General features: G+C 49.6%; 22 protein-coding genes. 14 read left to right on the top strand and 8 right to left on the bottom strand.

What is annotated here, in order from left to right; genetic code table 11:
• Nucleotides 1-10: 10 nt before the first annotated feature.
• On the top strand, nt 11-922 hold the full coding sequence (locus ACFQ1C_RS02690) for a DUF808 domain-containing protein (RefSeq protein ID WP_379556988.1): 912 nt from the start codon (nt 11-13) through the stop codon (nt 920-922).
• A 14-nt stretch (nt 923-936) separates the two neighbouring features.
• On the opposite strand, the gene ACFQ1C_RS02685 is transcribed toward ACFQ1C_RS02690, so the two are convergent.
• Entirely contained in the window at nt 937-1,839 is a 903-nt protein-coding gene (locus ACFQ1C_RS02685) for a DMT family transporter (RefSeq protein ID WP_379556987.1), read from the bottom strand.
• Nucleotides 1,840-2,221: 382 nt separating this feature from the next.
• Here ACFQ1C_RS02685 and ACFQ1C_RS02680 point away from each other — a divergent pair, with 382 nt between their 5' ends.
• The 5 genes from ACFQ1C_RS02680 to ACFQ1C_RS02660 all read left to right on the top strand — a co-directional run bounded on the left by ACFQ1C_RS02680 (nt 2,222) and on the right by ACFQ1C_RS02660 (nt 5,938).
• On the top strand, nt 2,222-3,175 hold the full coding sequence (locus tag ACFQ1C_RS02680; RefSeq protein WP_379556986.1) for a mechanosensitive ion channel family protein: 954 nt from the start codon (nt 2,222-2,224) through the stop codon (nt 3,173-3,175).
• A gap of 143 nt (nt 3,176-3,318) precedes the next feature.
• Complete coding sequence (gene ribH / locus ACFQ1C_RS02675) at nt 3,319-3,789, top strand: 6,7-dimethyl-8-ribityllumazine synthase (RefSeq protein WP_379556985.1); 471 nt, start codon at nt 3,319-3,321, stop codon at nt 3,787-3,789.
• 10 nt (nt 3,790-3,799) lie between these two features.
• Nucleotides 3,800-4,210, top strand: a complete 411-nt coding sequence (gene nusB, locus ACFQ1C_RS02670; RefSeq protein ID WP_379556984.1) for a transcription antitermination factor NusB — start codon at nt 3,800-3,802, stop codon at nt 4,208-4,210.
• A gap of 46 nt (nt 4,211-4,256) precedes the next feature.
• On the top strand, nt 4,257-5,219 hold the full coding sequence (thiL, locus tag ACFQ1C_RS02665) for a thiamine-phosphate kinase (protein ID WP_379556983.1): 963 nt from the start codon (nt 4,257-4,259) through the stop codon (nt 5,217-5,219).
• A 239-nt stretch (nt 5,220-5,458) separates the two neighbouring features.
• Nucleotides 5,459-5,938, top strand: a complete 480-nt coding sequence (locus ACFQ1C_RS02660) for a phosphatidylglycerophosphatase A family protein (RefSeq protein ID WP_379556982.1) — start codon at nt 5,459-5,461, stop codon at nt 5,936-5,938.
• 183 nt (nt 5,939-6,121) lie between these two features.
• Here the strand turns inward: ACFQ1C_RS02660 and ychF are convergent, their stop codons facing one another.
• Both ychF and pth read right to left on the bottom strand, forming a co-directional pair.
• Complete coding sequence (ychF, locus tag ACFQ1C_RS02655) at nt 6,122-7,213, bottom strand: redox-regulated ATPase YchF (protein ID WP_379556981.1); 1,092 nt, start codon at nt 7,211-7,213, stop codon at nt 6,122-6,124.
• Between the two features lie 68 nt (nt 7,214-7,281).
• A complete protein-coding gene (gene pth, locus ACFQ1C_RS02650; RefSeq protein WP_379556980.1) occupies nt 7,282-7,878 on the bottom strand; it encodes an aminoacyl-tRNA hydrolase in 597 nt (198 codons plus the stop codon).
• Between the two features lie 404 nt (nt 7,879-8,282).
• Between pth and ACFQ1C_RS02645 the strand changes: the two genes are divergently transcribed.
• Complete coding sequence (locus ACFQ1C_RS02645) at nt 8,283-9,011, top strand: sulfite exporter TauE/SafE family protein (protein WP_379556979.1); 729 nt, start codon at nt 8,283-8,285, stop codon at nt 9,009-9,011.
• Nucleotides 9,012-9,169: 158 nt separating this feature from the next.
• On the opposite strand, the gene ACFQ1C_RS02640 is transcribed toward ACFQ1C_RS02645, so the two are convergent.
• From ACFQ1C_RS02640 to lolB, 3 genes are all read right to left on the bottom strand, one after another.
• Nucleotides 9,170-10,117 carry a ribose-phosphate pyrophosphokinase gene (locus ACFQ1C_RS02640; protein WP_379556978.1) on the bottom strand — a complete coding sequence of 316 codons (948 nt, stop codon included), beginning with the start codon at nt 10,115-10,117 and terminating at the stop codon, nt 9,170-9,172.
• A 257-nt stretch (nt 10,118-10,374) separates the two neighbouring features.
• Complete coding sequence (ispE, locus tag ACFQ1C_RS02635; protein WP_379556977.1) at nt 10,375-11,265, bottom strand: 4-(cytidine 5'-diphospho)-2-C-methyl-D-erythritol kinase; 891 nt, start codon at nt 11,263-11,265, stop codon at nt 10,375-10,377.
• A gap of 412 nt (nt 11,266-11,677) precedes the next feature.
• Complete coding sequence (gene lolB / locus ACFQ1C_RS02630; protein WP_379556976.1) at nt 11,678-12,253, bottom strand: lipoprotein insertase outer membrane protein LolB; 576 nt, start codon at nt 12,251-12,253, stop codon at nt 11,678-11,680.
• A gap of 122 nt (nt 12,254-12,375) precedes the next feature.
• Between lolB and hemA the strand changes: the two genes are divergently transcribed.
• The 5 genes from hemA to kdsA are packed head-to-tail and all read left to right on the top strand — an operon-like array spanning nt 12,376 to nt 17,279.
• On the top strand, nt 12,376-13,635 hold the full coding sequence (gene hemA / locus ACFQ1C_RS02625) for a glutamyl-tRNA reductase (protein ID WP_379556975.1): 1,260 nt from the start codon (nt 12,376-12,378) through the stop codon (nt 13,633-13,635).
• A 23-nt stretch (nt 13,636-13,658) separates the two neighbouring features.
• Nucleotides 13,659-14,744: a peptide chain release factor 1 gene (prfA, locus tag ACFQ1C_RS02620; RefSeq protein WP_379556974.1), complete on the top strand. Its 1,086-nt coding sequence runs from the start codon at nt 13,659-13,661 to the stop codon at nt 14,742-14,744.
• Nucleotides 14,744-15,601 (top strand): peptide chain release factor N(5)-glutamine methyltransferase, encoded by an 858-nt coding sequence (gene prmC / locus ACFQ1C_RS02615; RefSeq protein WP_379556973.1) that lies wholly within the window; start codon nt 14,744-14,746, stop codon nt 15,599-15,601. The genes prfA and prmC overlap by 1 nt, the downstream gene beginning before the upstream one ends.
• Entirely contained in the window at nt 15,579-16,421 is an 843-nt protein-coding gene (locus tag ACFQ1C_RS02610) for a SirB1 family protein (protein ID WP_379556972.1), read from the top strand. Before prmC ends, ACFQ1C_RS02610 begins: the two co-directional genes overlap by 23 nt.
• A gap of 9 nt (nt 16,422-16,430) precedes the next feature.
• The gene (gene kdsA / locus ACFQ1C_RS02605) at nt 16,431-17,279 is read left to right on the top strand and encodes a 3-deoxy-8-phosphooctulonate synthase (RefSeq protein ID WP_379556971.1); all 849 of its coding nucleotides are present in this window, start codon (nt 16,431-16,433) and stop codon (nt 17,277-17,279) included.
• Nucleotides 17,280-17,495: 216 nt separating this feature from the next.
• On the opposite strand, the gene fadE is transcribed toward kdsA, so the two are convergent.
• Complete coding sequence (gene fadE / locus ACFQ1C_RS02600) at nt 17,496-19,919, bottom strand: acyl-CoA dehydrogenase FadE (protein WP_379556970.1); 2,424 nt, start codon at nt 19,917-19,919, stop codon at nt 17,496-17,498.
• A 452-nt stretch (nt 19,920-20,371) separates the two neighbouring features.
• Here fadE and lpcA point away from each other — a divergent pair, with 452 nt between their 5' ends.
• A complete protein-coding gene (gene lpcA, locus ACFQ1C_RS02595) occupies nt 20,372-20,953 on the top strand; it encodes a D-sedoheptulose 7-phosphate isomerase (protein WP_379556969.1) in 582 nt (193 codons plus the stop codon).
• Between the two features lie 4 nt (nt 20,954-20,957).
• Entirely contained in the window at nt 20,958-21,746 is a 789-nt protein-coding gene (locus tag ACFQ1C_RS02590) for a class II glutamine amidotransferase (RefSeq protein ID WP_379556968.1), read from the top strand.
• Nucleotides 21,747-21,985: 239 nt separating this feature from the next.
• Here ACFQ1C_RS02590 and ACFQ1C_RS02585 read toward each other — a convergent pair whose 3' ends face one another.
• Nucleotides 21,986-23,188, bottom strand: coding sequence for an MFS transporter (locus ACFQ1C_RS02585; RefSeq protein ID WP_379556967.1), 1,203 nt, complete (start codon nt 23,186-23,188; stop codon nt 21,986-21,988).
• Nucleotides 23,189-23,237: the final 49 nt, after the last annotated feature.

Here is a 23,237-nt window from a genome sequence, read left to right as displayed (position 1 = left end):
GGAGTTTATTATGGCCGGAGCTAACCTGTTAACCCTGATCGACGATATTGCGACCTTGCTCGACGATATTTCATTGATGACCAAGGTGGCGGCCAGAAAAACCGCCGGTGTGCTGGGTGATGATTTGGCTCTAAATGCACAGCAGGTCTCTGGCGTGCGGGCAGATCGAGAGTTGCCGGTGGTGTGGGCGGTGGCAAAAGGCTCTCTGCGTAACAAAATAATATTGGTGCCAGCCGCGCTGGTAATTAGTGCATTAGCGCCTTGGGCGATAGTGCCGTTACTGATGCTAGGCGGGGCTTTCTTGTGCTATGAAGGTGTAGAGAAACTAGTACATTCATTTGTGCATAAGAAAGACGCCAAGGAGCTGCATTTGGCGGACCTCGACGCATCGGTGGATAGGGTAGCGTTTGAGCAAGACAAGATAAAAGGCGCAATTCGTACGGACTTTATTTTATCGGCCGAAATAATTGTGATTACCTTGGGCACGGTAGCGGCAGCCAGCTTTGGTCAGCAATTGACGGTATTGGCCAGTATTGCCTTGCTGATGACGGTGGGGGTATACGGTTTGGTAGCGGGCATTGTTAAGTTGGATGATTTGGGTTTGTACCTCAGCCAAAAAAACGGTGTGCTGCAAAAAACGGGGCAGATATTGCTGGCAGCGTGTCCGTATTTAATGAAAGGGTTGTCGGTAGTCGGAACCGCCGCCATGTTTTTGGTGGGCGGCGGTATTTTGGTACACGGCTTGCCGCCCATTGAGCAAGTCATTCACCATTGGGCCGAGCTGAGTCAGGGGCTGCCCGGGGTGGGAGGCACGCTGGTCTGGCTGACACCTCTGTTATTGAACGCCGTTATCGGCATACTCGCCGGCATGGTGGTGCTGTTGTTGGTAAAAGCGCTCAGTCTGTTCAAACGCAGCGCTTAAGGCTATTGGGGCGATTATCGCCGGGTGCCTGCCCGCAATGCTCGGCGGCTGCGATACCAGATTAATAAGCTGGCACTGCGATAGCTGAGCAAAGCCACCAAAATCAATATGCAGCCAAATACTTTTTGGATAGGCATCGGCTCGTGATACCAAAAGACGCTGATCAACACCGTCCAAATGGGCTCTAACATCATGATGAGGGCTGCATTACCTACGTTACTGTATTTTTGTCCTACCGTCTGGCAGCCAAAGCGTAGTGAGGTGGCGAGCAATACGCTGGCAGCAAACCAGCCCCAGGTGACAGGCGCTATGCTGTCTGGCCACTGTTCAAATAAGCCGGAATAAAACAGATGAATAATGCCGACGACTGACAGCTGAATGCAGGTGAGCGCCATGGGGTCGATACGTCGGGCAAAACGACTGTTTAAATTAAAATACATGGCCAGCGATAACGAAGCGGCCAAAAAGAACATTTGTCCTTTAGAGAAGCTCAAACCATTGCCCATCGTCAGTAGCAGCAATCCGACGACGGCAATCGGCAATGCCAGCCAAAAAGAGTGGCTAGGGCGTTCTTTAAAAATAAGCCAAGCTAACGGCGGCACCAACAGCATCGCCAAGCTCATAATAAAAGCCCCTTCGCCTATGCCGTCACTGTGAGAAATACCTTGGATCCAAAAAATCAGGTTGAGGGTCATCACCAGTCCAATAGCCGCAGCTTTTAGCAGTAATTCTCGGGAAAGAGCCAGCAAGGGGCGATAACAAAAGGGCAGCATAATTAAGGCCGCCAGCAAGAAGCGCCAGCCAACAAACCCTATTGGTGGTAGCCCGGCAATGGCTTCTTTAGAGAATAACCAGCCGGCTGAAGCTAACAGGGTTGCCGTTAATATAAATAAATCGCCGCGCCGTTCTGGCAGCATAAACAAACCTCGCCCTGATTTTAATGAAAGTATTCTGCAGTATAAGAGAAAGAATATAGCCGAAACCGAATAGAAGTTTCGTGATTATCGAGCAGGAGTGCTGGGTGTATCCGACAGTGGCCTTACTTTATGTTATTTCACTGCATTTGCACTCAGTACCGCTTGCCGCTGTGAGGTAACCGACATTTTAAGAGGCGTTGACCTTTAGAGATAACATTTTCAGCAGTTGCTGCCCAGCGGGTTCTGCTAGACGTGTTGATTCTGAATTAAATTTAACCACTAAGGGTCGACAGATCCTAATAAAAATGGCTAAACCTGTGTCTGTTACATAAGCTTGAAGCCAGTGGGTTAGCGTAATGGCATGACCGCACAGGAGACGAAAATGGCAGATAATACCGTATCGACAACTGAACCCAGCGTAAGTCAGGATACACCACAACAAGTTGATATGGACTTCGGTGTGGCGATAGAACGTATCGACAGCTGGATAGATGGCAGCGTTCGCCTGCTGCCCAACCTGATTGTTGGCATTATACTGCTGATCATATTTTATGTTGTTGGTGTGCTGGTACGTCGGCTTATTTTGCGCCAAACCATTCAACATGGCCGTGATAACTTAGGCGAGGTGTTGGGCGGGTTCGTTAAGTGGACTATCATTTTATTCGGCTTTTTGCTGGCTGCTACCATCGTTATTCCGAGCCTCAAACCCGGTGATTTAATCGCTGGGCTGGGTGTGAGTTCGGTGGCCATCGGTTTTGCGTTTAAAGATATCTTGCAAAACTGGCTGGCAGGCCTGCTTATTTTACTACGTCAGCCCTTTAATATTAACGACCAAATCGAGGTCAATGGTCATGAAGGCACGGTGCAGCGTATTGAAACTCGCGCCACCATTATTAAAACCTATGATGGCCAGCGCATCGTGATCCCCAATAGTGATATTTATACTAATGCGGTGAGGGTGCTTACTGCCCATGACTACCGACGTAGTCAATATGATGTGGGCATTGGCTATGACGATAATATAGACCAAGCCTGTCAGCTATTAACGGCGGCGGTCGCTAAAGTGGCACAAGTAGAGCAAGCCCCCGAAGCAGAAGCGCTGCCGTGGGATTTAGCGGCTAGCTGGGTCACTATTCGCGTGCGCTGGTGGACCCACAGTCACCGCGCAGATGTAACCCGAGTACATGCCGAGGTTATTCGTACCATTAAACTCACCTTGGATGAAGCGGGTATCGAGATGCCCAGTGAGAATTTGGTGTGTTTAGTAGATAGTCAGAATGATGCTGAGGGCGAAACAGAAAGCGAAGATAAAGACACGTCCGCGTCGCGGCATTAGCTTGCTTGTTACCGAGCGACGTTAGGTGTTTTGAGCGTCAGGCGTGAAGCGTCAGGCGCGAGACGTAAGTTCGTCATCTAATGACTTTTGTCACCAGCAGGTTGTGTTAGAATATGCGCACTTTTGTCAACGCAGGGATTCCCATGAAGGTAATCGAAGGGCTAATGGCCGCTCCCGAAGCCAAGGTGGCGATCGTTGTCGCTCGCTTTAATAGCTTTATTAACGACAGCTTAGTGGCAGGCGCATTGGATGTGCTCAAGCGTCAAGGGCAAGTGAAAGATGATAATATCACTCTGGTAAAAGTACCGGGTGCCATTGAAATGCCGTTGGTTTGCAAAAAGCTGGCCAAAACCGGTAACTATGATGCCATAGTGGCGCTGGGTTGCGTGATCCGCGGTGGAACTTATCACTTCGACTTAGTTGCCAATGAAAACAGCAGCAGCATGGCTCAAGTGATGATGGACTTTGAAGTGCCGATTGCTTTCGGGGTATTAACCACCGAAAATATAGAACAAGCCATCGAGCGTGCTGGCACCAAGGCGGGTAATAAGGGCGCAGAAGCCGCCCTCAGCGCACTTGAAATGATTAATGTCCTGCAAGCGCTGGACAAATAGGAGTACTGCATTGAAACCGTCCGAACGCCGTAAGGCCCGCCGTCTCGCTATCCAAGCTATTTACCAATGGCAAATGACGAAGGATAACGTGGCCGATATTGCCCAGCAATTTGCACTAGAACAGGACACCAAAGGGGTGGATCTGGATTATTTTCGTGATCTGCTGTTTGGGGTCTCGGTTCATGTTAACGAACTGGATGCGGTCTACTCACCTTATCTCTCACGTCCACTGGCCGATTTAGATATGGTTGATAAGGCGGTATTGCGACTAGCCACTTATGAGCTCACGCGGCGTGAAGATGTACCTTATCGCGTAGTGATTAACGAAGCCATTGAACTGGCTAAAGCTTTTGCTGCTGAAGAAAGTCACCGTTTTGTGAACGGTGTACTCGATAAAGTCACCAAGCAATTGAAAAAATAACAATAAGCACGGGAAAAAAGCCAGCAATTGCTGGCTTTCATTTTTTATGAATGAATTCGATATAATAAAACACTATTTCACCGTTGCTAGCCATCGTAAAGATGTGGTGATGGGACCCGGCGACGATTGCGCCTTATTGCAAGTGCCGCCCAACACCTTATTGGCGGTCAGCACGGATACGTTAGTAAGCGGTGTGCACTTTTTTGCCGACATGAAGCCTGAGGCTTTAGGTCATAAGGCGCTGGCGGTTAACCTGTCTGACTTGGCAGCCATGGGCGCCGATCCTTGCTGGGTGTCGCTGGCGCTCACCTTACCCGAAATAGACGAAAACTGGATAGAGCAGTTTTGCTCTGGCTTTTTTGAGTTGGCAGAGTACTACAACGTGGCACTGGTAGGTGGTGATATGACCAAGGGACCGTTATCGATTACGGTGACGGTACAAGGCACTCTGCCCGCAGGTAAAGGTCTAAAACGCAGCGGCGCCAAAGTAGGCGATGGCATTTATGTGACCGGCACTTTGGGCGATGCTGCGCTTGGGTTGCAGCAGGTATTGGGTAATATTGCCGTGCCCGAGAAATATAAAGAATTTGTATGCCATAAATTTGAACATCCGCATCCGCGTATTTTAGTGGGCCAGGCATTGCGTGATATTGCTTCTAGCGCGCTGGATTTATCTGACGGCTTGGTGGGCGATTTAGCACATATTACTCGGGCGTCGGGTATGCGGGCGCAAATTGAGCTAGAACAGGTGCCGTTAAGTGACGCCATGCAAAATACTGTGTCCCAAGAGCAGGGGTGGGAGTTGGCGCTGAGCGGAGGGGACGACTATGAATTATGTTTTACTGTGCCAGAGTTATATCGTGGTCAGTTAGAAACGGCATTAGCCAATTGCGGGGTTAAATTTACTCGTATTGGTCGAATGTATTCTGGAGAGCCAGAAGTTGAGTTAGTATTTGAAGGGCGACCTTATCAGCTACAGAGCCAAAGCTGGGATCACTTTCGCAAGTAAGTAGTAAAGGGGGAGGGGTAAGATAGCGCCGAGCGCCCGGCGCCAAGCTAGAGCCAATAAAAGACGGTATTTTTATTTTAGCTCGGCGCTGTTAATACTTTTCGCTTTAATTTCAGCTTAATTTCTTCCGCTGGTTCCGCGTTCTTCCGTTGCAAAAGTCCCTAGTATTTAGCGTTTTGTTGGTCCTTTACGCTTATACGCTTCACCCCTCACTGGGTTCATCATTAAGGAACATTGAGATGAGAAAGCCTGAATTGGCATCCTTGAAGTTATCTAATCCTGTGCACTTATTAGCGCTGGGCTTTGGGAGTGGGCTTAGCCCAATAATGCCCGGCACTATGGGCACGGTGGCAGCTATTCCTCTGTATCTGTTGATACAAGGCCTAGCGGCTCCTTGGTATATCGCCATCTTGGTGGTGGGCTTTATTGTCGGCATTTGGATTTGTGATGTGGCCACTGACGCCATTGGTCAGCCTGATCACGGTGCCATAGTCTGGGATGAAATTATTGGCTTTGGCATTACCATGTTTGCCGCACCAGCTGGCATCGCTTGGATCGTAGTGGGCTTTGTGCTATTTCGCTTCTTCGATATCATAAAACCGTGGCCCATTGGCTGGTTTGATCGTCGCGTGCATGGTGGTTTTGGTATTATGCTCGACGATGTTATTGCGGGTTTATTTGCTCTTGGCTGCCTGCAGCTATTAGCGATGTATTGGTAAAAAAGCGGTAAGTTTACGCTGGTAGGCTTTATAGTGATAAACAAGACCCAAAAAATAAACCCCCGAATCGTCAGATCCGGGGGTTTTTCTTTAGCTGGGTGCTCCGTCATTACGGGCTAGAGCAGGTATGGCTCTAGAGATTAAACGCTTCACTCTTCACACATTACTCTTCACGTTGTCTAACTAAACGTTAAACAAGAAGTTGAGTACGTCGCCGTCTTTCACCACATACTCTTTGCCTTCGGCGCGCTGCTTACCGGCTTCTTTGGCACCTTGCTCGCCCTTAAAGGCAATAAAGTCGTCATAAGCGATGGTTTGCGCGCGAATAAAGCCTTTTTCGAAGTCAGTGTGGATCTTGCCCGCTGCTTGAGGTGCAGTGGCACCCACAGGGATAGTCCAGGCACGTACTTCTTTTACACCAGCGGTGAAATAGGTTTGCAGATTAAGCAGTTCGTAACCGGCGCGGATCACGCGGTTAAGGCCTGGCTCTTCAATGCCTAAGTCGGTCATAAACTCGGCCGCTTCTTCGGCGTCTAGCTCGGCTATTTCCGACTCCATTTCAGCGCACACGGGCACGACAATAGCGTTTTCGGCGGCGGCAATCTCTCGTACCTGATCCAGGTAGGGATTATCTTCAAAGCCGTCGTCATTGACGTTAGCAATGTACATGGTGGGCTTGATGGTTAAGAAGTTTAGGTACTCGATGGCGGCCTTTTCTTCTTTGGTCAGCTCAACGCTGCGTAATACCTTGGCCTCTTCTAATGCTGGCAATAGTTTTTCTAGCACGCTAACTTCAAATTTAGCGTCTTTGTCACCGCCTTTGGCTTTTTTAGCATTGCGGTGAATAGCGCGCTCACAGGTATCTAGATCTGCTAATGACAGCTCGATATTGATGATTTCGATATCGTCTTTAGGCGATACTTTACCCGAAACGTGGATGATGTTGTCGTTATCGAAGCAGCGCACGACATGACCAATGGCATCGGTTTCACGAATGTTGGCCAAAAACTTATTACCCAAGCCTTCACCTTTAGAAGCACCTGCCACCAGACCCGCAATATCAACAAACTCCATGGAAGTCGTCAAAATGCGCTGAGGCTTCACGATGGCCGCTAACGCATCCAGACGCTTATCTGGCACCGGTACTACACCGGTGTTGGGCTCTATGGTACAAAATGGAAAGTTGGCGGCTTCAATGCCAGCTTTAGTGAGTGCGTTAAACAGAGTGGATTTGCCTACGTTAGGCAGGCCCACGATACCGCATTTAAAACCCATGATAAGTGTCCTGAAAGTGATTGCTGAAATGGTAACTAAGAGTGCTTGCTAAGAGCGATGACTAAAAATTACTTGGTAGAGTCGGCATTGAAAGCATGCAGGCGGTTCATTGCCTTGTTTATGCCATCATTATATAGAATATCGGTGCAGCGTGTCGCTTCATCAACCGCCGCTTCTAGCAATGCGTGCTCGGCGGCGGGGGCTTTGGTTAGCACAAACCCAGCTACCTGAGACTTATGGCCCGGGTGGCCAATGCCAATGCGCAGCCGATAAAAATCTTTGTTATTACCCAAGCAGCTTATGGAGTCGCGTAGGCCATTATGGCCTCCGTGGCCGCCGCCTTGCTTAAAGCGCACTGTGCCGGGGCTTAAATCTAATTCGTCGTGTGCAATTAAAATCGACTCGGGAGCAATTTGGTAAAAATTTGCCATGGCGGCTACCGCCTTACCTGAACGATTCATAAAAGTGGCAGGGATCAATAGGCGAACATCGTGGCCTTGAATGCGCACCCGCCCAGTCCAACCAAAAAATTTAGCTTCTTCTTTTAGGGTAGCGCCGTGCATGCGAGCAAGTTCGGCTACATACCAAACGCCAGCGTTATGGCGGGTGTTAGCGTATTCTGGGCCCGGATTACCGAGCCCAACAATCAGTTCGATAGGGTTCATATACAGACCTGGCCATTAAAAATAACGCCACATTCTAATAAAGAGCGGCAATAATGGCCACCTTACTCGTATCAAACCGGCATAATAGCGTAAAATGAGCTGTAAAAGGCGAGTGAAGAGGGAAGAAGTGCATAAAACATAGCGGTAAGCCGTACGCGCTAAGTAAAGTATAAACACCGTCTTTTTAAAGTGTCGTTATTTTTCTGTGGGTTTATATCTATGCCGTCTTCCTGATGACCATCAGGATCTTGGTTTGAGGTTTTGTATTTTAGTGCGAAGAGATAAATATCTGGGCAAACGTGGTAAGACGATGGAAAAGCGCTGGTGTTTATTTTTGTCGTATAGCGTACGGCTTAAGGCGTATTGCTGCCGTAGCGCTAATTTTTAATAACGAAGGGTGAACGATGTTTGAATTATTGGGCTGGTCGCTATTGGCTGGAATTGCTAATGCGCTGGCGGGCGGAGGTCTTTTTTTTACCTTGCCGGCCTTATTGGCATTAGGCATACCGAGTACCTCGGCGGTGGCGACTGCTAACGTGGCCTCTTGGCCTGGCTATATAAGTGCTTTTTGGGGAATTCGCAAAAAGCTACGCACCGGACCTTTGTGGGCATTAACCGTTATAGGTCTGCTGGGTGGGGGATTAGGAGCATTAGTGCTGGTGCAATTTGATGCCAGTAACTTTAATTATTGGGTACCTTGGCTGCTGCTTGCGGTAAGCGTGCTCTATGCCCGCCAATTATTAAGTAAGGCGGGGTTTGAAGGGCCATTGGTACTGCGCCTTCGTGGTTGGCCATTATTATTTAGTGGCAGCTTTTATGGTGGTTTTTTCGGTGGCGGCTTAGGCGTACTGTTCATGTCGATAACCGGTCAGTTACGCATGGGATCTAATTTACAGCAGCACGCTATTAAGCTGTATTTGTCGATGTTAGCCAGCGGTGCCACCATAGTGGTGTATTCACTCTCAGGCTTAGTCTATTGGCAGGGCGGTGTCGTACTGGCGCTGGGCTATTTAATTGGCGGCAAGCTCGGTGCCAAACTACTTACCCGGATTAATCCCAAGCTACTGGCATGGAGCATAGTTACCTTCGGCATGGTGTTAAGCGGCTACTACTTCGTACGATTCTATTTATAGACACCGCTAAAGCAGCGCCTACAGAAAACACCTGGCACAAAAACAAAACCCCGAACCTTTGCAGGTATCGGGGTTTTTCTTTAGCTAGGCTTTCATTCAACATTAAGCATTTAAAACTCAACATTCCCGCGCAGCGGGTAGCCTGGCGCTACATTTACTTAAACTTCAAACATCGCTGAAATTGACTCTTCGTTGCTGATGCGGCGAATGGCTTCGGCCAGCATTGGCGACAGCGTCAATTGTTTTACTTTGCTCAACGACTTCATTTCTTCGCTAAGTGGTACAGAGTCGGTGACGATCACTTCATCAATCACAGAATCTTTAATGTTCTGATAGGCATTGCCCGAGAACACGGCGTGAGTTGCATAAGCAAACACGCGCTTGGCGCCACGCTCTTTCAGCGCTTCAGCGGCTTTACATAAGGTGCCGCCGGTGTCGATCATGTCATCAACAATGACGCAATCACGGCCTTCAACGTCGCCAATCAGGTTCATTACCTGAGACACGTTAGCGCGTGGACGACGCTTGTCGATAATGGCAATTTCAGTTTCATCCAGTAACTTGGCCACGGCCCGGGCGCGAACCACACCCCCGATATCCGGAGAAACCACTACCGCGTTTTGCAAACCTTTAGCCAGCATATCTTCTAGCAGCACCGGCGTACCAAATGCATTGTCTACTGGTACATCGAAGAAGCCCTGAATTTGCTCGGCATGTAAATCAACGGTCAACACGCGGTCTACACCGACGCTAGACAGAAAATCAGCCACTACCTTAGCGGTAATTGGCACTCGAGAAGAGCGTACACGACGGTCTTGGCGGGCATAACCGAAGTAGGGGATAACGGCAGTGATACGACCGGCAGAGGCTCGGCGTAACGCATCCACCATCACGATCAGTTCCATCAGGTTGTCGTTGGTTGGCGCACAGGTCGACTGGATGATGAATACATCGCCGCCCCGTACATTCTCGTTAATTTGTACGCTAATTTCACCATCACTGAAACGGCCAACATCGGCAGCACTCAGTTTAATGAATAAACGATCGGCGATACGTTGGGCGAGTTCCGGCGTAGCATTACCAGCAAACAGCTTCATGTCGGGCACGGTTGAAAACCTCAGGATTGTTTCATGGGTGGCGAGACTGGACGGGGCCGTGAACCCGTATCACGAAAACACTTTCGCTATCCAGCCCGTTTTAAAAATCAAATTAGAGTATACAGTGTATCAAACAAGGTGTTGAGTTGGAGTACTCAAGCGGTGAGATGGCGTTAGGCCTAATCATCCTGTTTGTACACTTAACAGTCAATTAACTCTTCGAATAAGAGCGAAAATGGGCCCACCCCATTCCCTGTCATTGCTGCCTAAATTGTCGAATTAGAAGACGGCACACGCTTAATCGCTGGCTTTAGCTTCTCTAGCGCACTAAATAAGGGTGACTGATTACAGCCTTTGGCCACGAAACCGAATACACCCCTCGGGGCTTTCGCAAGCACATCTTCAGCCGCTTGTTGACTACCAAAACTGGCGAAGATGCAGGCACCCGTGCCCGTCATTCTTGACGGCGCATATTCTAGCAACCAGCTAAGTAGCTTGGCAACCTCGGGGTGACGCTTTTTAACCAGCGCCTCACAATCGTTGCGCCAAGGGGTCTCTAGCCATTGTTGCAGGGTTAAAGCCGGGCTGTTACGCACCAGTTCTGGGTCGTTAAAAATAGTCGCGGTGGCCACTTCAAGCTGCGGGCAGAGTATTAAATACCAAGGCTCGTCGGGGCAAGCGGGAGTTAATATCTCACCAACGCCTTCGGCAAACGCGGCGTGCCCCCGTATAAACACTGGTACATCGGCACCTAATGCAATGCCTAGCTCAGCAAGTGTGTCGGTGCTTAGCCCCAGTTTCCATAGCTGATTTAGCGCAACTAATGTGGTGGCCGCATCGCTAGAGCCGCCACCCAAACCACCCCCCATGGGTAAGAGTTTAGTTAAATGGATATGTGCGCCTTGGGTGGCGCCGGTTTTCTTTTTTTGCAACTCTTGCAACAATCGCGCAGCTTTTATAATCAAATTTTGTTCAGGCAAAACGCCGGCAAGCTCGGGTGTTAGTATCAGTTCACCGTCGTCGGTAGGCGAAAAAGCTAACGAGTCACCATAATCTACAAACTGAAATAGGGTTTGCAAGTTGTGGTAACCGTCGTCGCGCCGCCCGGTAATGGATAAAAACAAATTAAGCTTGGCCGGTGCCGGTAACGTGAGCATATTCAGATCTCTCAAGAAGGATATAAAGAAAGCCGTACGTTTAACGCTGTACGCCGTACGTTAAAGAAAAACACCGGTTTGGTCTTTACGCACAGCGTTTAACGTAAGGCGTACCGCTGCTGTCATGGATTGCCGCGTCGCTACGCTCCTCGCAATGACGTCTAAAAGAAAGCCATACGTCTAACGCTGTACGCCGTACGTTAAAGAAAAACACCGGTTTGGTCTTTACGTACAGCGTTTAACGTAAGGCGTACCGCTGCTGTCATGGATTGCCGCGTCGCTACGCTCCTCGCAATGACGTCTAAAAGAAAGCCATACGTCTAACGCTGTACGCCATACGTTAAAGATACACACCTGTTTGGTTTTTACGTAAAGCGGTCAGCGTAAAGCGTATAGCCGTCTGCCGTCTGTTTTATTTTAGCTCCCATTGATGAATGGCTAAACGCAGCTTGGTCTCTTTATGGGTAAGGTCTAATCGGCTGGGTAACCACAGGCCATCAATTTGGGTGTAGCCGAAATAACGTAGTTGCCAACCGTGGGCATTAATCGTTTGTGGGCGGCCATGCTCGTCATAGGTCACTTGGTCGTCGGCACCAGGCAGCCCCTTTATCCAATAAGATAACTGTTCAACGGGTAAGTCCCAGCCGGTTAATCGCCACACCAACTCGCGGGCATCGGTGGCTTGGTGCTGTTGCCCTTTACTGTCTATTAGCGCCACCTTGTTGCCACTGCGACTAAGATCAAATACCCGCTTCCCCACTACATTGGTGAGGTTCATGCGGTAGTCATCAGAGTTTTGTCGCCAAAACAAACTTAGGCTGCCACGTTCTTCGGCAGTAATAATGCCCAGCTTGGCCGACAGCTGCCAATCCTGTAATTGTTCAAGCGAGTTTTTTTGTGCCAACCAGCTACCTGCTGGGGCTTCTTCGGCCTTATAAGCACAGCCTGACAGCCATAACAGGGCTAAAATAATCAGTGTAATCCGCACGTGTAATTCCCCCTAAAAATATGTTGTCAGTATAAGGGCAAGGTTGGTGCCTTTTAAAGCCTTACTCTTTCTCGTACAATGTACGGCTACTTGAAAGATGCAACGAGCCGCGCAAAACCCTCATGAGCCTGCTGGTACTGGGAATTAATCATAAGACAGCTTCCGTCGCCCTACGCGAACGGGTAGCATTTGGACCTGAAGTTGCCCCTAGGGCACTGCAGGAGCTAGTGCGTACCCCAGGCGTGGAGGAAGCGGTGATCCTGTCTACCTGCAATCGCACCGAGCTTTATTGTAGTTTAGAGCCCGACTGCGATAGCAATTTGGTAAGGCAGTGGCTGCAACAGTTTCATCAGCTCGATGAAAACGAGCTTAATAGCTGCCTATATCAATATCATGGCGAAGAAACGGTGCGCCATCTGATGCGTGTAGCCTGCGGACTAGACTCATTAGTGCTGGGCGAGCCGCAGATTTTGGGGCAAATGAAGCAGTCCTATAACCAGTCCCAAAAAATGGGTAGCCTAAAAGGGTCGCTGGATCGATTGTTTCAAAAAACTTTTTCTGTCGCCAAACGGGTGCGCACCGAAACCGAAATTGGTGCCAGTGCGGTATCGGTGGCCTTTGCCGCCGTTAGCCTCGCCAAGCGTATTTTCTCTGACTTAAGCCGCACTCGCGTGCTGTTGGTCGGTGCCGGTGAAACCATCGAGCTGGTGGCGCGCCACCTTAAAGAACAGTCGGTAACCCAAATGATGGTGGCCAACCGCACACTAGAGCGCGCCCAAAATCTGGCACAAGAATTTAATGCTCAGGTGATGACCCTCGAGCAAATTCCCGACTATTTGCCCTCGGCTGATATCGTGATCAGCTCCACTGCTAGCCCGCTGCCGATTATTGGCAAAGGGCTGGTTGAGCGCGCCTTAAAAGCGCGCCGTCAGCAGCCTATTTTGCTGGTCGATATTGCAGTGCCACGCGACATAGAGCCCGAAGTAGACGAGCTAAACGACGCCTATCTTTATACGGTGGACGACCTACAGGGCATTATCGAGCAGAATATGGCTACCCGCCAACAAGCCGCAGGCCAAGCCGAGGTGATCATCGAAGAAGAGCGAGATCACTTTATGGCGTGGTACCGCTCGCTTGAGTCGGTGAAGTTGATTTTAGACTATCGCAGCCACGCCGAACAATTACAGCAACACGAGCTGGCACTAGCGCTACAGGCGCTGGCACAGGGCAAAGACAGTGCACAAGTCATGCAACGACTGGCCCGTCGCCTTACCAACAAACTGATCCATACTCCTACTCAAGCGTTGAACCAAGCAGGCAAAAACGGCGATCAAGATATGCTTACCGTATTAGCCAATAACCTTAAACTTGGTCAACATTGATTTAGCCCTAGCTGCGAGACACCATGAATAAATCCATATTAAAGAAACTGGAAGGGCTGCAGGAACGTCACGAAGAAATAGAAGCGCTGCTTAGTGAAGCGTCTGTGATCAACAATCAAGAACAATACCGCGCCCTTACCAAAGAATATGCCCAGCTAGAAGACGTAGTTGGTTGCTATGGGCGCTATCGCCAAGCCGAAGCTGACTTAGCGGCAGGCCAAGAAATGCTGGCCGAAGACGACGCCGAAATGAAAGCCATGGCGCAAGAAGAAATTGAAGCCGCTAAAGAGACCATTGACGCGCTCGGCGTTGAGCTGCAAGTGCTGCTATTGCCTAAAGACCCTAACGACGACAATAACTGTTTCTTAGAAATAAGAGCCGGTGCCGGTGGTGACGAGGCGGCGATTTTTGCGGGTGATCTGTTTCGTATGTATAGCCGTTATGCCGAACAGCAGCGCTGGCAGATAGACATTGTTAGTGTTCACGAGGGTGAGCACGGCGGCTATAAAGAACTGATCGCTCACATTAGCGGCACCGGTGTGTACGGCAAGCTCAAGTTTGAGTCTGGCGGCCACCGCGTGCAGCGCGTGCCTGAAACCGAATCTCAGGGGCGAGTACATACCTCTGCGTGCTCAGTGGCGGTAATGCCAGAAATAGCCGAAGCCGAAGCCATCGTCATTAACCCGGCGGATCTGAAGGTAGACACCTTTCGAGCCTCGGGCGCGGGCGGTCAGCACGTTAACAAAACCGACTCCGCCATTCGTATTACTCACTTGCCCAGTGGCGTAGTGGTGGAATGTCAGGATGGGCGATCGCAACATAAAAACCGTGCCCAGGCGATGAAGGTATTGGGCTCGCGATTAGCGCAAATTGAGGAGGATAAACGTCACGCTGCAGAGCAAGACACCCGCCGCAACTTGTTAAGCACCGGGGATCGCTCCGACCGCATTCGTACTTATAACTATCCGCAAGGTCGGGTTTCGGATCACCGTATTAACTTAACACTGTATCGCTTAAACGAAGTGTTAGAAGGCGATCTCGAGATGCTGTCACAGCCAATTTTGCAAGAGCATCAGGCCGATTTATTAGCGGCATTGGCAGACTATTAATGACGCTAGCACAGTGGCGACACTGGATGCGCGAGCAGCTGGTCAACTCAGAGTCGGTGGCGCTGGATACTGATGTGTTGTTATGCCATGTGCTAGCTAAGCCGCGCAGCTTCTTAATAGCGTGGCCGGAGTATATTCCCACCGAGGCCGAGCAAACTCAGCTATCGGCCCTTACTGCGCGCCGTAAAACGGGTGAGCCGGTGGCGCACTTGACCGGCGAGCGCGAGTTTTGGACGTTATCGCTGGCGGTATCTTCGGACACCCTGATCCCTCGGCCCGACACCGAGCTGATTATTGAAGCGGCACTGGCTCGCTTGCCTGCATCGACATCCACCTTGGCCGATTTAGGCACCGGCACCGGCGCCATTGCGCTGGCGCTAAAAAGTGAACGACCACAAGACACCATCATTGCCGTTGAATTTAATCCTCAAGCGGCGGCGCTAGCACAGCGTAACAGCGAACGTTTAGCGCTTGAGATAGATGTGCGCCAAGGCAGCTGGTTTGAACCCTTGGCCGACCAGTGTTTCAATATGATTTTATCCAACCCGCCTTATATCGACGGCGCCGACCCGCATTTACAATTAGGTGATGTGCGCTTCGAGCCGGCTTCTGCCTTAATTGCCGATGCCGGTGGCATGGCAGACTTACAGCATTTAATCACCCATGCACGTTCGCACCTTGTACCTAATGGCTGGCTATTACTCGAACATGGCTGGCAGCAGGGCACGTTGGTGCGTGATTATTTTAGCGAGCAGGGTTACCAACAAGTAAGCACGCTACGCGACTACGGCGGGCATGAGCGTATTACGCTGGCACAGTGGCCCGGGAGGCACAATGCTGAAAACAAACATCAGTGATCGTTGGTTAAATGATGAACCTGCCAATTTGATGACATTGGCATTGGACGTAATAGAAAGTCTGTATGGGTTAGCAGCGCGAGATAAGAGCGAAGTCATGCTGTTTGCTTTAGAGCAGGAGTTGGCCACACATTTTGCTGAACACTTAGCGCAGCAGTCTAAGCCCATAGCGGCCAGTGACTTGTTGGCAGCCTTATACGGCCCGCTCGGCTTTGCTGGTGACTGGGAGCGTTTCTTTTCTATCGACAACTGCTTAATCGATAAAGTGCTAACTCGCCGCCGTGGCATTCCGGTCACATTGGCTATTGTGGTATTGCACCTATGTGAGCGTTTTGATATTCGCGGCGAAGGCATCAGCTTTCCGGGGCATTTTTTGCTGCGCGTCTTTAGTCGTAACGAGAGCAACGGCGAGAGCAGCGATATTATTGATCCCTTTACCGGTAAAGTGTTAACGCGTCGCGACATCGATTTGCTACTGCGCGGTGCTAGAGGTAACTTGGCCACAATAAAGCCCAAGCATTTAGACGCGGCAGAGCCATTCGAGGTATTAACGCGCTTGTTGAATGTCACCAAGGGGTCGTTTATTCATCATCAGCAGTTTGCCCAGGCGCTAATGTGCAGCGAGCTGCTGCTTAAGCTGAATCCCGAGTGCCCCTTTGAGCGGCGTGATCGTGGCTTTTTGTATGAGCAACTCGACTGTAATCAGCTAGCGGCCGACGACTTCGAATTTTTTATTGAGCAATGCCCAGAAGATCCCGTATCCGACGTGCTTAAAGCTCAAATTTTGGCCTTGAACCTCGTACCCAAAACCCTTCACTAAGGAAAAATGATGAAAACCGTTCATATCAATCATATTCCCGTTGCCAACGATAAGCCCTTTGTGTTGTTTGGCGGTATTAACGTGCTGGAGTCTCGGGACTTGGCCATGCAGGCCTGCGAACACTTCGTTAACGTCACAGAAAAGCTCGGCATCCCTTATGTGTTTAAGGCCAGTTGGGACAAAGCTAACCGCTCCTCCATTCACTCCTATCGTGGCCCAGGTCTTGAAGAGGGCATGAAGCTGCTGCAAGAGGTGAAAGACACCTTTAAAGTGCCGGTTATCACCGACTTGCACGAACCTCATCAAGCTGTAGCAGTAGCCGAAGTTGCCGATGTTATTCAGCTGCCCGCCTTTTTGGCCCGTCAAACCGACCTCGTTGAAGCCATGGCCAAAACTGGCCGAGTGATCAACATTAAAAAGCCGCAGTTTTTAAGCCCCGGCCAGATGAAAAACATCGTCGATAAGTTTATCGAGTGTGGCAACGATCAATTAATGTTGTGTGAGCGCGGTGCTAACTTCGGTTACGACAATCTAGTGGTCGATATGTTGGGCTTGGGTGTGATGAAGCAAGCCACCGGCGGTGCGCCCATTATTTTTGATGTGACTCACGCGCTGCAATGTCGTGATCCCTTAGGCGAAGCTTCGGGCGGGCGCCGCGAACAAATCGTCGACTTGGCTCGTGCGGGTCTAGCCACCGGCCTTGGTGGTCTATTCTTAGAAGCTCACCCCGATCCTGCTAACGCCAAATGCGACGGCCCCAGCGCCTTACCGCTTACCAAACTAGAGCCGTTTCTCGCCCAGCTTAAAGTACTAGATGACCTGATCAAAAGCTTTGCCGTACTGGATACATCTAACTGAACGTAGATAGTGAAGCGTGAGGGGGAGAACGCCTTACGCTGTATGCCTTACGTTAAAAACAACACCCCCGAATCTGCATGCAGGTTCGGGGGTGTTGTTTTGTGCATATAAGCTTGCTTTTGTAGGGGCGAATTTATTCGCACAAAATCATGGCACAGATTTAAAACGGTCGAATAAATTCGATCTACGAAAAATGGACCCCGGGCTCCGTTTTATCTAGAGCTCGGCGCTGCTCTTTTTCGCCGGCAGGTCGAGTGGGTCAAAATCATCTACGTTAATGGTGCGTAGGCGGCTTATTTCGGTCTGATGCAAGATGTTGGCTTCCTCTTTGTTGATAATATCGGCACTTAATGCCTCAACGGCCAGTGCATCTAATCCAGTAAAGGGGCGTCGGCCTAACACCTCAACAATCTTGTTAAAGATAGGCTCCGCCTGAAAAATATCGGCAAATGCTTGCTCTAGCATGCCCAGCGGATTGCCTTCTTCAACGGTTAAATACAAATCTTTACTGAGGGCCTCTCGGGCCACACCGGGCGTTTGCAGTGCTTGGGCCACTTGATGATCCAGTCGGTCAGACGGACGAACTAGGGTGGCACCCCAAGGGTAAACTAAGGCTCCCAGTAACTTACCGAGCATCGGTGACGGGAAGTTTTCTAACAGCTCAATAACCGCCGTTTGCGCCTGATATAAGCCGTCTTGGCAGGCCCAATGCACCAAGGGCAGTAACTCGTCGGGGCGCCCGTCATCGTTAAAGCGCTTTAAAGTAGCCGACACTAAGTACAACTGACTAAGCACATCGCCTAAGCGTGCCGATAAGCGCTCTTTGCGTTTTAGCTCACCGCCCAGCGTGGCCATGGCGACGTCGGATAACAAGCTGAGGTTGGCACTTAAGCGGTTCATCTGGCGGTAATAGGGCGCGGTTGCGTCCGTTACCGGCGAGGTGCTAAAGCGAGCGTTAGTTAAGCCTAACCAGAAGCTGCGCACCGTGTTACTGATAGCAAATCCAATATGACCAAACACGGCCCCATCAAACTGCTCCAGCGCCTTGTGTGCATCCGGCTCTTGTACCGACAGCATTTCTTTTAGCACATAAGGATGACAGCGAATGGCACCTTGGCCATAGATGATCATGCTGCGGGTGAGAATGTTGGCACCCTCTACCGTAATCGCGATGGGTGCGCCCTGATAACCACGCGCCAAATAGTTATTCGGCCCCAAACAAATGCCTTTTCCGCCGTGAATATCCATGGCATCAATTAAGCTGTGCTGGCTGCGGTGCGTTAGGTGATATTTAACGATGGCAGAAATGACCGACGGCTTCTCGCCCAAATCGATACCGGTTACGGTGAGCATGCTGGCCGCATCAGACAAATACGCATTACCGCCTAGACGCGCCAACGGCTCTTCAATACCTTCCATCTTACCGATCGGGATGCGGAACTGACGACGAATTCGGCTGTAAGCGCCAGACGCAATAGCCGATACTCGCGTGCCGGCGGTACCCGTTGAGGGTAGGGTGATGCCCCGGCCTACCGACAAGCATTCGGTCAGCATGCGCCAGCCTTGGCCTGCCATGTCGGGGCCACCAATAATAAAGCTGATGGGTACAAATACGTCTTTGCCTTGAGTAGGCCCATTTTGAAACGGCACGTTTAGCGGAAAGTGCCGACGACCTATGGTGATGCCCGCCATATCGGTAGGGATTAAGGCACAGGTAATACCCAAGTTTGGTTTATCACCTAGTAACCCTTCTGGATCTTGCAGCTTAAAAGCCAAGCCGAGCACGGTGGCAATGGGGGCCAGCGTGATATAGCGCTTGTTCCAGGTTAGGCGCATGCCCAGCACCTGCTCGCCTTGCCATTCGCCCATGCACACTATGCCCACATCGGGAATCGCACCCGCATCGGATCCAGCCTCGGGGCCGGTGAGCGCGAAACACGGAATTTCATCACCATTGGCCAGACGGGGCAGGTAATAATTTTTTTGTTCGGTGGTGCCGTAATGTTGCAGCAACTCACCTGGGCCCAGTGAGTTAGGTACCCCCACGGTAGAGGCCAGTACTGCACTGGTACCACACAGCTTTTGTAATATTCGCGACTGGGCGTAAGCCGAAAACTCTAAGCCGCCATACTGCTTTTTGATGATCATGGCGAAAAATTTATGCTGCTTTAAATATGCCCATACTTCAGGGGACAAGTCGGCAAGCTCGTGGGTCACTTCCCAGTCGTTAGTCATGCGACAGACTTCTGCTACTGGGCCATCCATAAAGGCCTGTTCTTCGGCGCTAAGCTCAGGCTTAGGGTACTGATGCAACGTCTCCCAGTTTGGCTTACCGGCAAATAATTCGGCTTCCCACCAAGTCGTGCCTGCTTCAATGGCTTCACGCTCGGTGGACGACATTTCGGGCATTAAGCCTTTATATACCCTGAACATGGGGGCACTAAGCAAGTGAGTGCGCAGCGGCGTTAGGTTTAACACCGCAGCTAGCACCGCAAACACCAACCAACAGGTTGGGCCCACTTCACCGAATAAGGTACCTAACACCAGCACGGCGGCAGTTAGCCAGCTAAAGGTGAGTAGCGATGCTCGGCGATAAGCCAACAGGCTCCAAGCAAGTACGAGTAGCAGTAAGGTGATCATCAAAAACTCCTTGTCGCATTAATAAGTGAGCATATAAATCGATACGGGTCGCTGAGGTCAGACCTGTTGATAGTTCTAGTTGTAATTGATGCCGATGTTTAAATCAAGTGATCAAAAAGTTAAAACAGCGCCAAGCGCCCAGCTAACGAAAAACACTTTTTGCAACGGAGTCCACGGAGCCCACAGAAAAATAGAGCTCAAATCTAAATAAAACCTGTTAATGGTGAAGTGTAAAGAGCGAAGAAGACAACCTAATTGATGCCATCTGATTTCTGTTTGTTTTTACCAATAAGAGCCCTCGGTACTTTTCGCTTTTATCTCAGCTTAATTTTTCCGTGGGTTCTGTGGATTCCGTGGCAAAAATAGATTTAGACTTTGTTATTAGCTTGCTGCTGGGCGCTTGGCGCAATGTATGCCAAAATGGACTTTTACCGTGAGTGAGAGGCAATTTCATGTATCAGGATCAGATCCGTAGCGAACTGAGTGAAGCGGCAGAGGTGCTAAATCGCTTCTTGGCCGACGACACTAATCTGCAAGCCATCGAGAAGGCGGCCAAATTACTGGCTGAACGCTTTAAAGCCGGCGGCAAGGTGTTGTCTTGTGGCAATGGCGGTTCCCATTGTGATGCTATGCATTTTGCCGAAGAACTCACCGGTCGTTATCGCGAAAATCGTCCTGGCTATCCGGCGATTGCTATCTCTGATCCTAGCCACATATCTTGCGTAGGTAACGATTTTGGCTTTGAATTTGTATTTTCTCGCTACCTAGAAGCAGTGGGGCAAACCGGTGACGTGCTGTTTGGTCTGTCTACCAGCGGCAACTCGGCTAATATTATTAACGCTATTACTGCAGCGAAAGCCAAAGGCATTAAGGTGATTGCACTAACCGGTAAAGACGGTGGCAAAATGGCCGGCCTAGCTGACGTAGAAATTCGCGTGCCACACTTTGGTTATGCAGACCGCATTCAAGAGATACATATCAAGGTCATTCATATTCTGATTATGTTGATCGAAAAAGAAATGGAGCAGGCGTAATAACATGTGTGAATTGCTAGGGATGAGCGCCAACGTACCCACGGATATTTGCTTTAGTTTTACCGGCTTAATGCAGCGCGGTGGGCGTACCGGCCCGCATAAAGATGGCTGGGGCATCGTGTTTTACGAAGGAAAAGGGTTACGTACCTTTAAAGATCCCAAGCCCTCTAGCCAATCGCGTATTGCCAAGCTAGTGCAGGAATATCCCATTAAAAGCTGCTCGGTAATAAGCCACATTCGCCAAGCGAATCGCGGCGGTATTGCGTTAGAAAATACCCATCCGTTTACCCGAGAGATATGGGGGCGCTACTGGACCTTTGCACATAATGGTCAGCTAACGGACTACGACAAGCTAACAACCGGCCGTCATAATCCGGTGGGCGAAACCGACAGCGAACTGGCATTTTGCTGGATCTTAGATGCCATGGAGCGTAAGTATCCGACTAAGCCCCAGGACGCGTCGGCCATGGCGGAGATGTTTCGCTATGTCGCCAGCTTATGCGACCAACTCCGCGAGTTAGGCGTATTTAATATGTTGCTGAGCGATGGCGAATATCTGATGACCTATTGCAGCAACAACCTGCACTGGATCACCCGCCGAGCGCCGTTTGGTCCGGCACGGTTAATAGATGAAGAAGTGGAAATCGATTTTCAAAAAGAAACCACCCCCAACGACATCGTGACCGTTATTGCCACACAGCCGCTGACCAACAACGAGCAATGGCACAAGATGCAGTCGGGCGAGTTTAATCTGTTTTTGCTGGGCGAGCGCATCGCGGCCACCGATCTGTAATAAGTGCGATTTGTGACAAGAGGGTAGGGAGCAAAGTATCAACAAGCATCTCAACCCTAAATAACATTTTTGCCACACAATACACGGAAAAATCGTGAAGGCTGATGGAGAAAAAAGTAAAGAGGACGGTATGGACAAAGTCCACTCTGCACCTAAAGGTTCTGTATGTAAGTCTGTCCCCTTTACTCTTCACATATTCTTTCGTGGAGAATAAATCTGTCATCTTGATGTGATTGCAGCTAACAAGCCTCAAGCACCGACTGCTTTTCAGTGATTTGTAAGTAGCTTAAAAACCACATAATTAACCCACCGCTAAATAAAGCCGCAGCCACATAGCCCGTTTGATTTGGCGCAGCGCCCTGAGCAATCACTATGCCGCCTACCCACGGACCAATAGCATTGGCCGTATTAAAGGCACATTGCACTAACGCCCCAATCATAGCGTGACCATTAGGCGATACATCCATTAATAATGTTTGGATTAAGGTGGCTAAACCGATACTACAACCAATAAAAAATATCACTCCATAAAGCAGCCAAATATTATGACTGGCCGTTACATAGATAAGTGAAAATATAATCGTGCCGACCAGCACCATTCCGGTAGTTTTAATTGCCGATTTATCGGCGGCTTTACCCAGCACATAATTACCAAGAGTCGAGCCGATACCAAACATTACCATGGCAATTGAAATAGTATAGGCTGGGCTTTCGGTGACCACTAAAATAGTATCGGCAATGTAAGTATAAATACAAAACACACCACCAAAACCAATAATTACAATACCTAAAATAGACCAAACCAGTTTATTTTTTAGTACACCAAATTCGTTAATTAAATTAGATGGTTGTGCATTTTTAACGTTTGGAACAACGTAATAGACACAAATAAAAGCAATGAAAGCTAAAGCCCCAGCACCCGCTAAACAGTAACGCCAGCTAAGATATTGTCCGACTAGAGTCACAATGGGTACACCGACAATAGTCGCGATGGTTAACCCCATAAAAACTTTCGACATAAAACTTGCGCGCTTGCCTGCTGGCGCAATCGACGAGGCTAATAGAATGGCCGCACCAAAATACGCGCCATGGGGTAGGCCGCTTAAAAATCTAAATAACACCAGTTGTTCAAGTGACGTTGCGAAGGCACTTAAGCCATTTGAAATGCACATTAGACTCAAAAATATTAGCAGCGCGGTGCGTTTCTTCATGTTTGCGGTGGCTAACATTAAAATGGGGGCTCCAACTACTACACCTATTGCATAGGCACTAATAGCATAACCGCTTTGTGACGGAGTGGAGTTAAACGTTTCACTAATGAGAGGAAGCATCGGCATCATTGAAAATTCAGCTAACCCTAAAATAAAGGCTCCGAGTGCTAACACAATTAAAATTGCGGTTCTGTTAAGTTGACTAGATGCCGATGTTACATCTGTGGCCATATAAAACACCTTAAGGTTAACATTTAATACATAAATAAACCGAAGCCAC

Origin of the sequence: Oceanisphaera ostreae, assembly GCF_042676125.1 — a bacterium.
In the GTDB taxonomy this organism is placed as follows: Bacteria; Pseudomonadota; Gammaproteobacteria; order Enterobacterales; family Aeromonadaceae; genus Oceanimonas; species Oceanimonas ostreae.
Note: the sequence above shows the minus strand (reverse complement) of the source record. Positions and strands in the feature narration are given on the sequence as shown.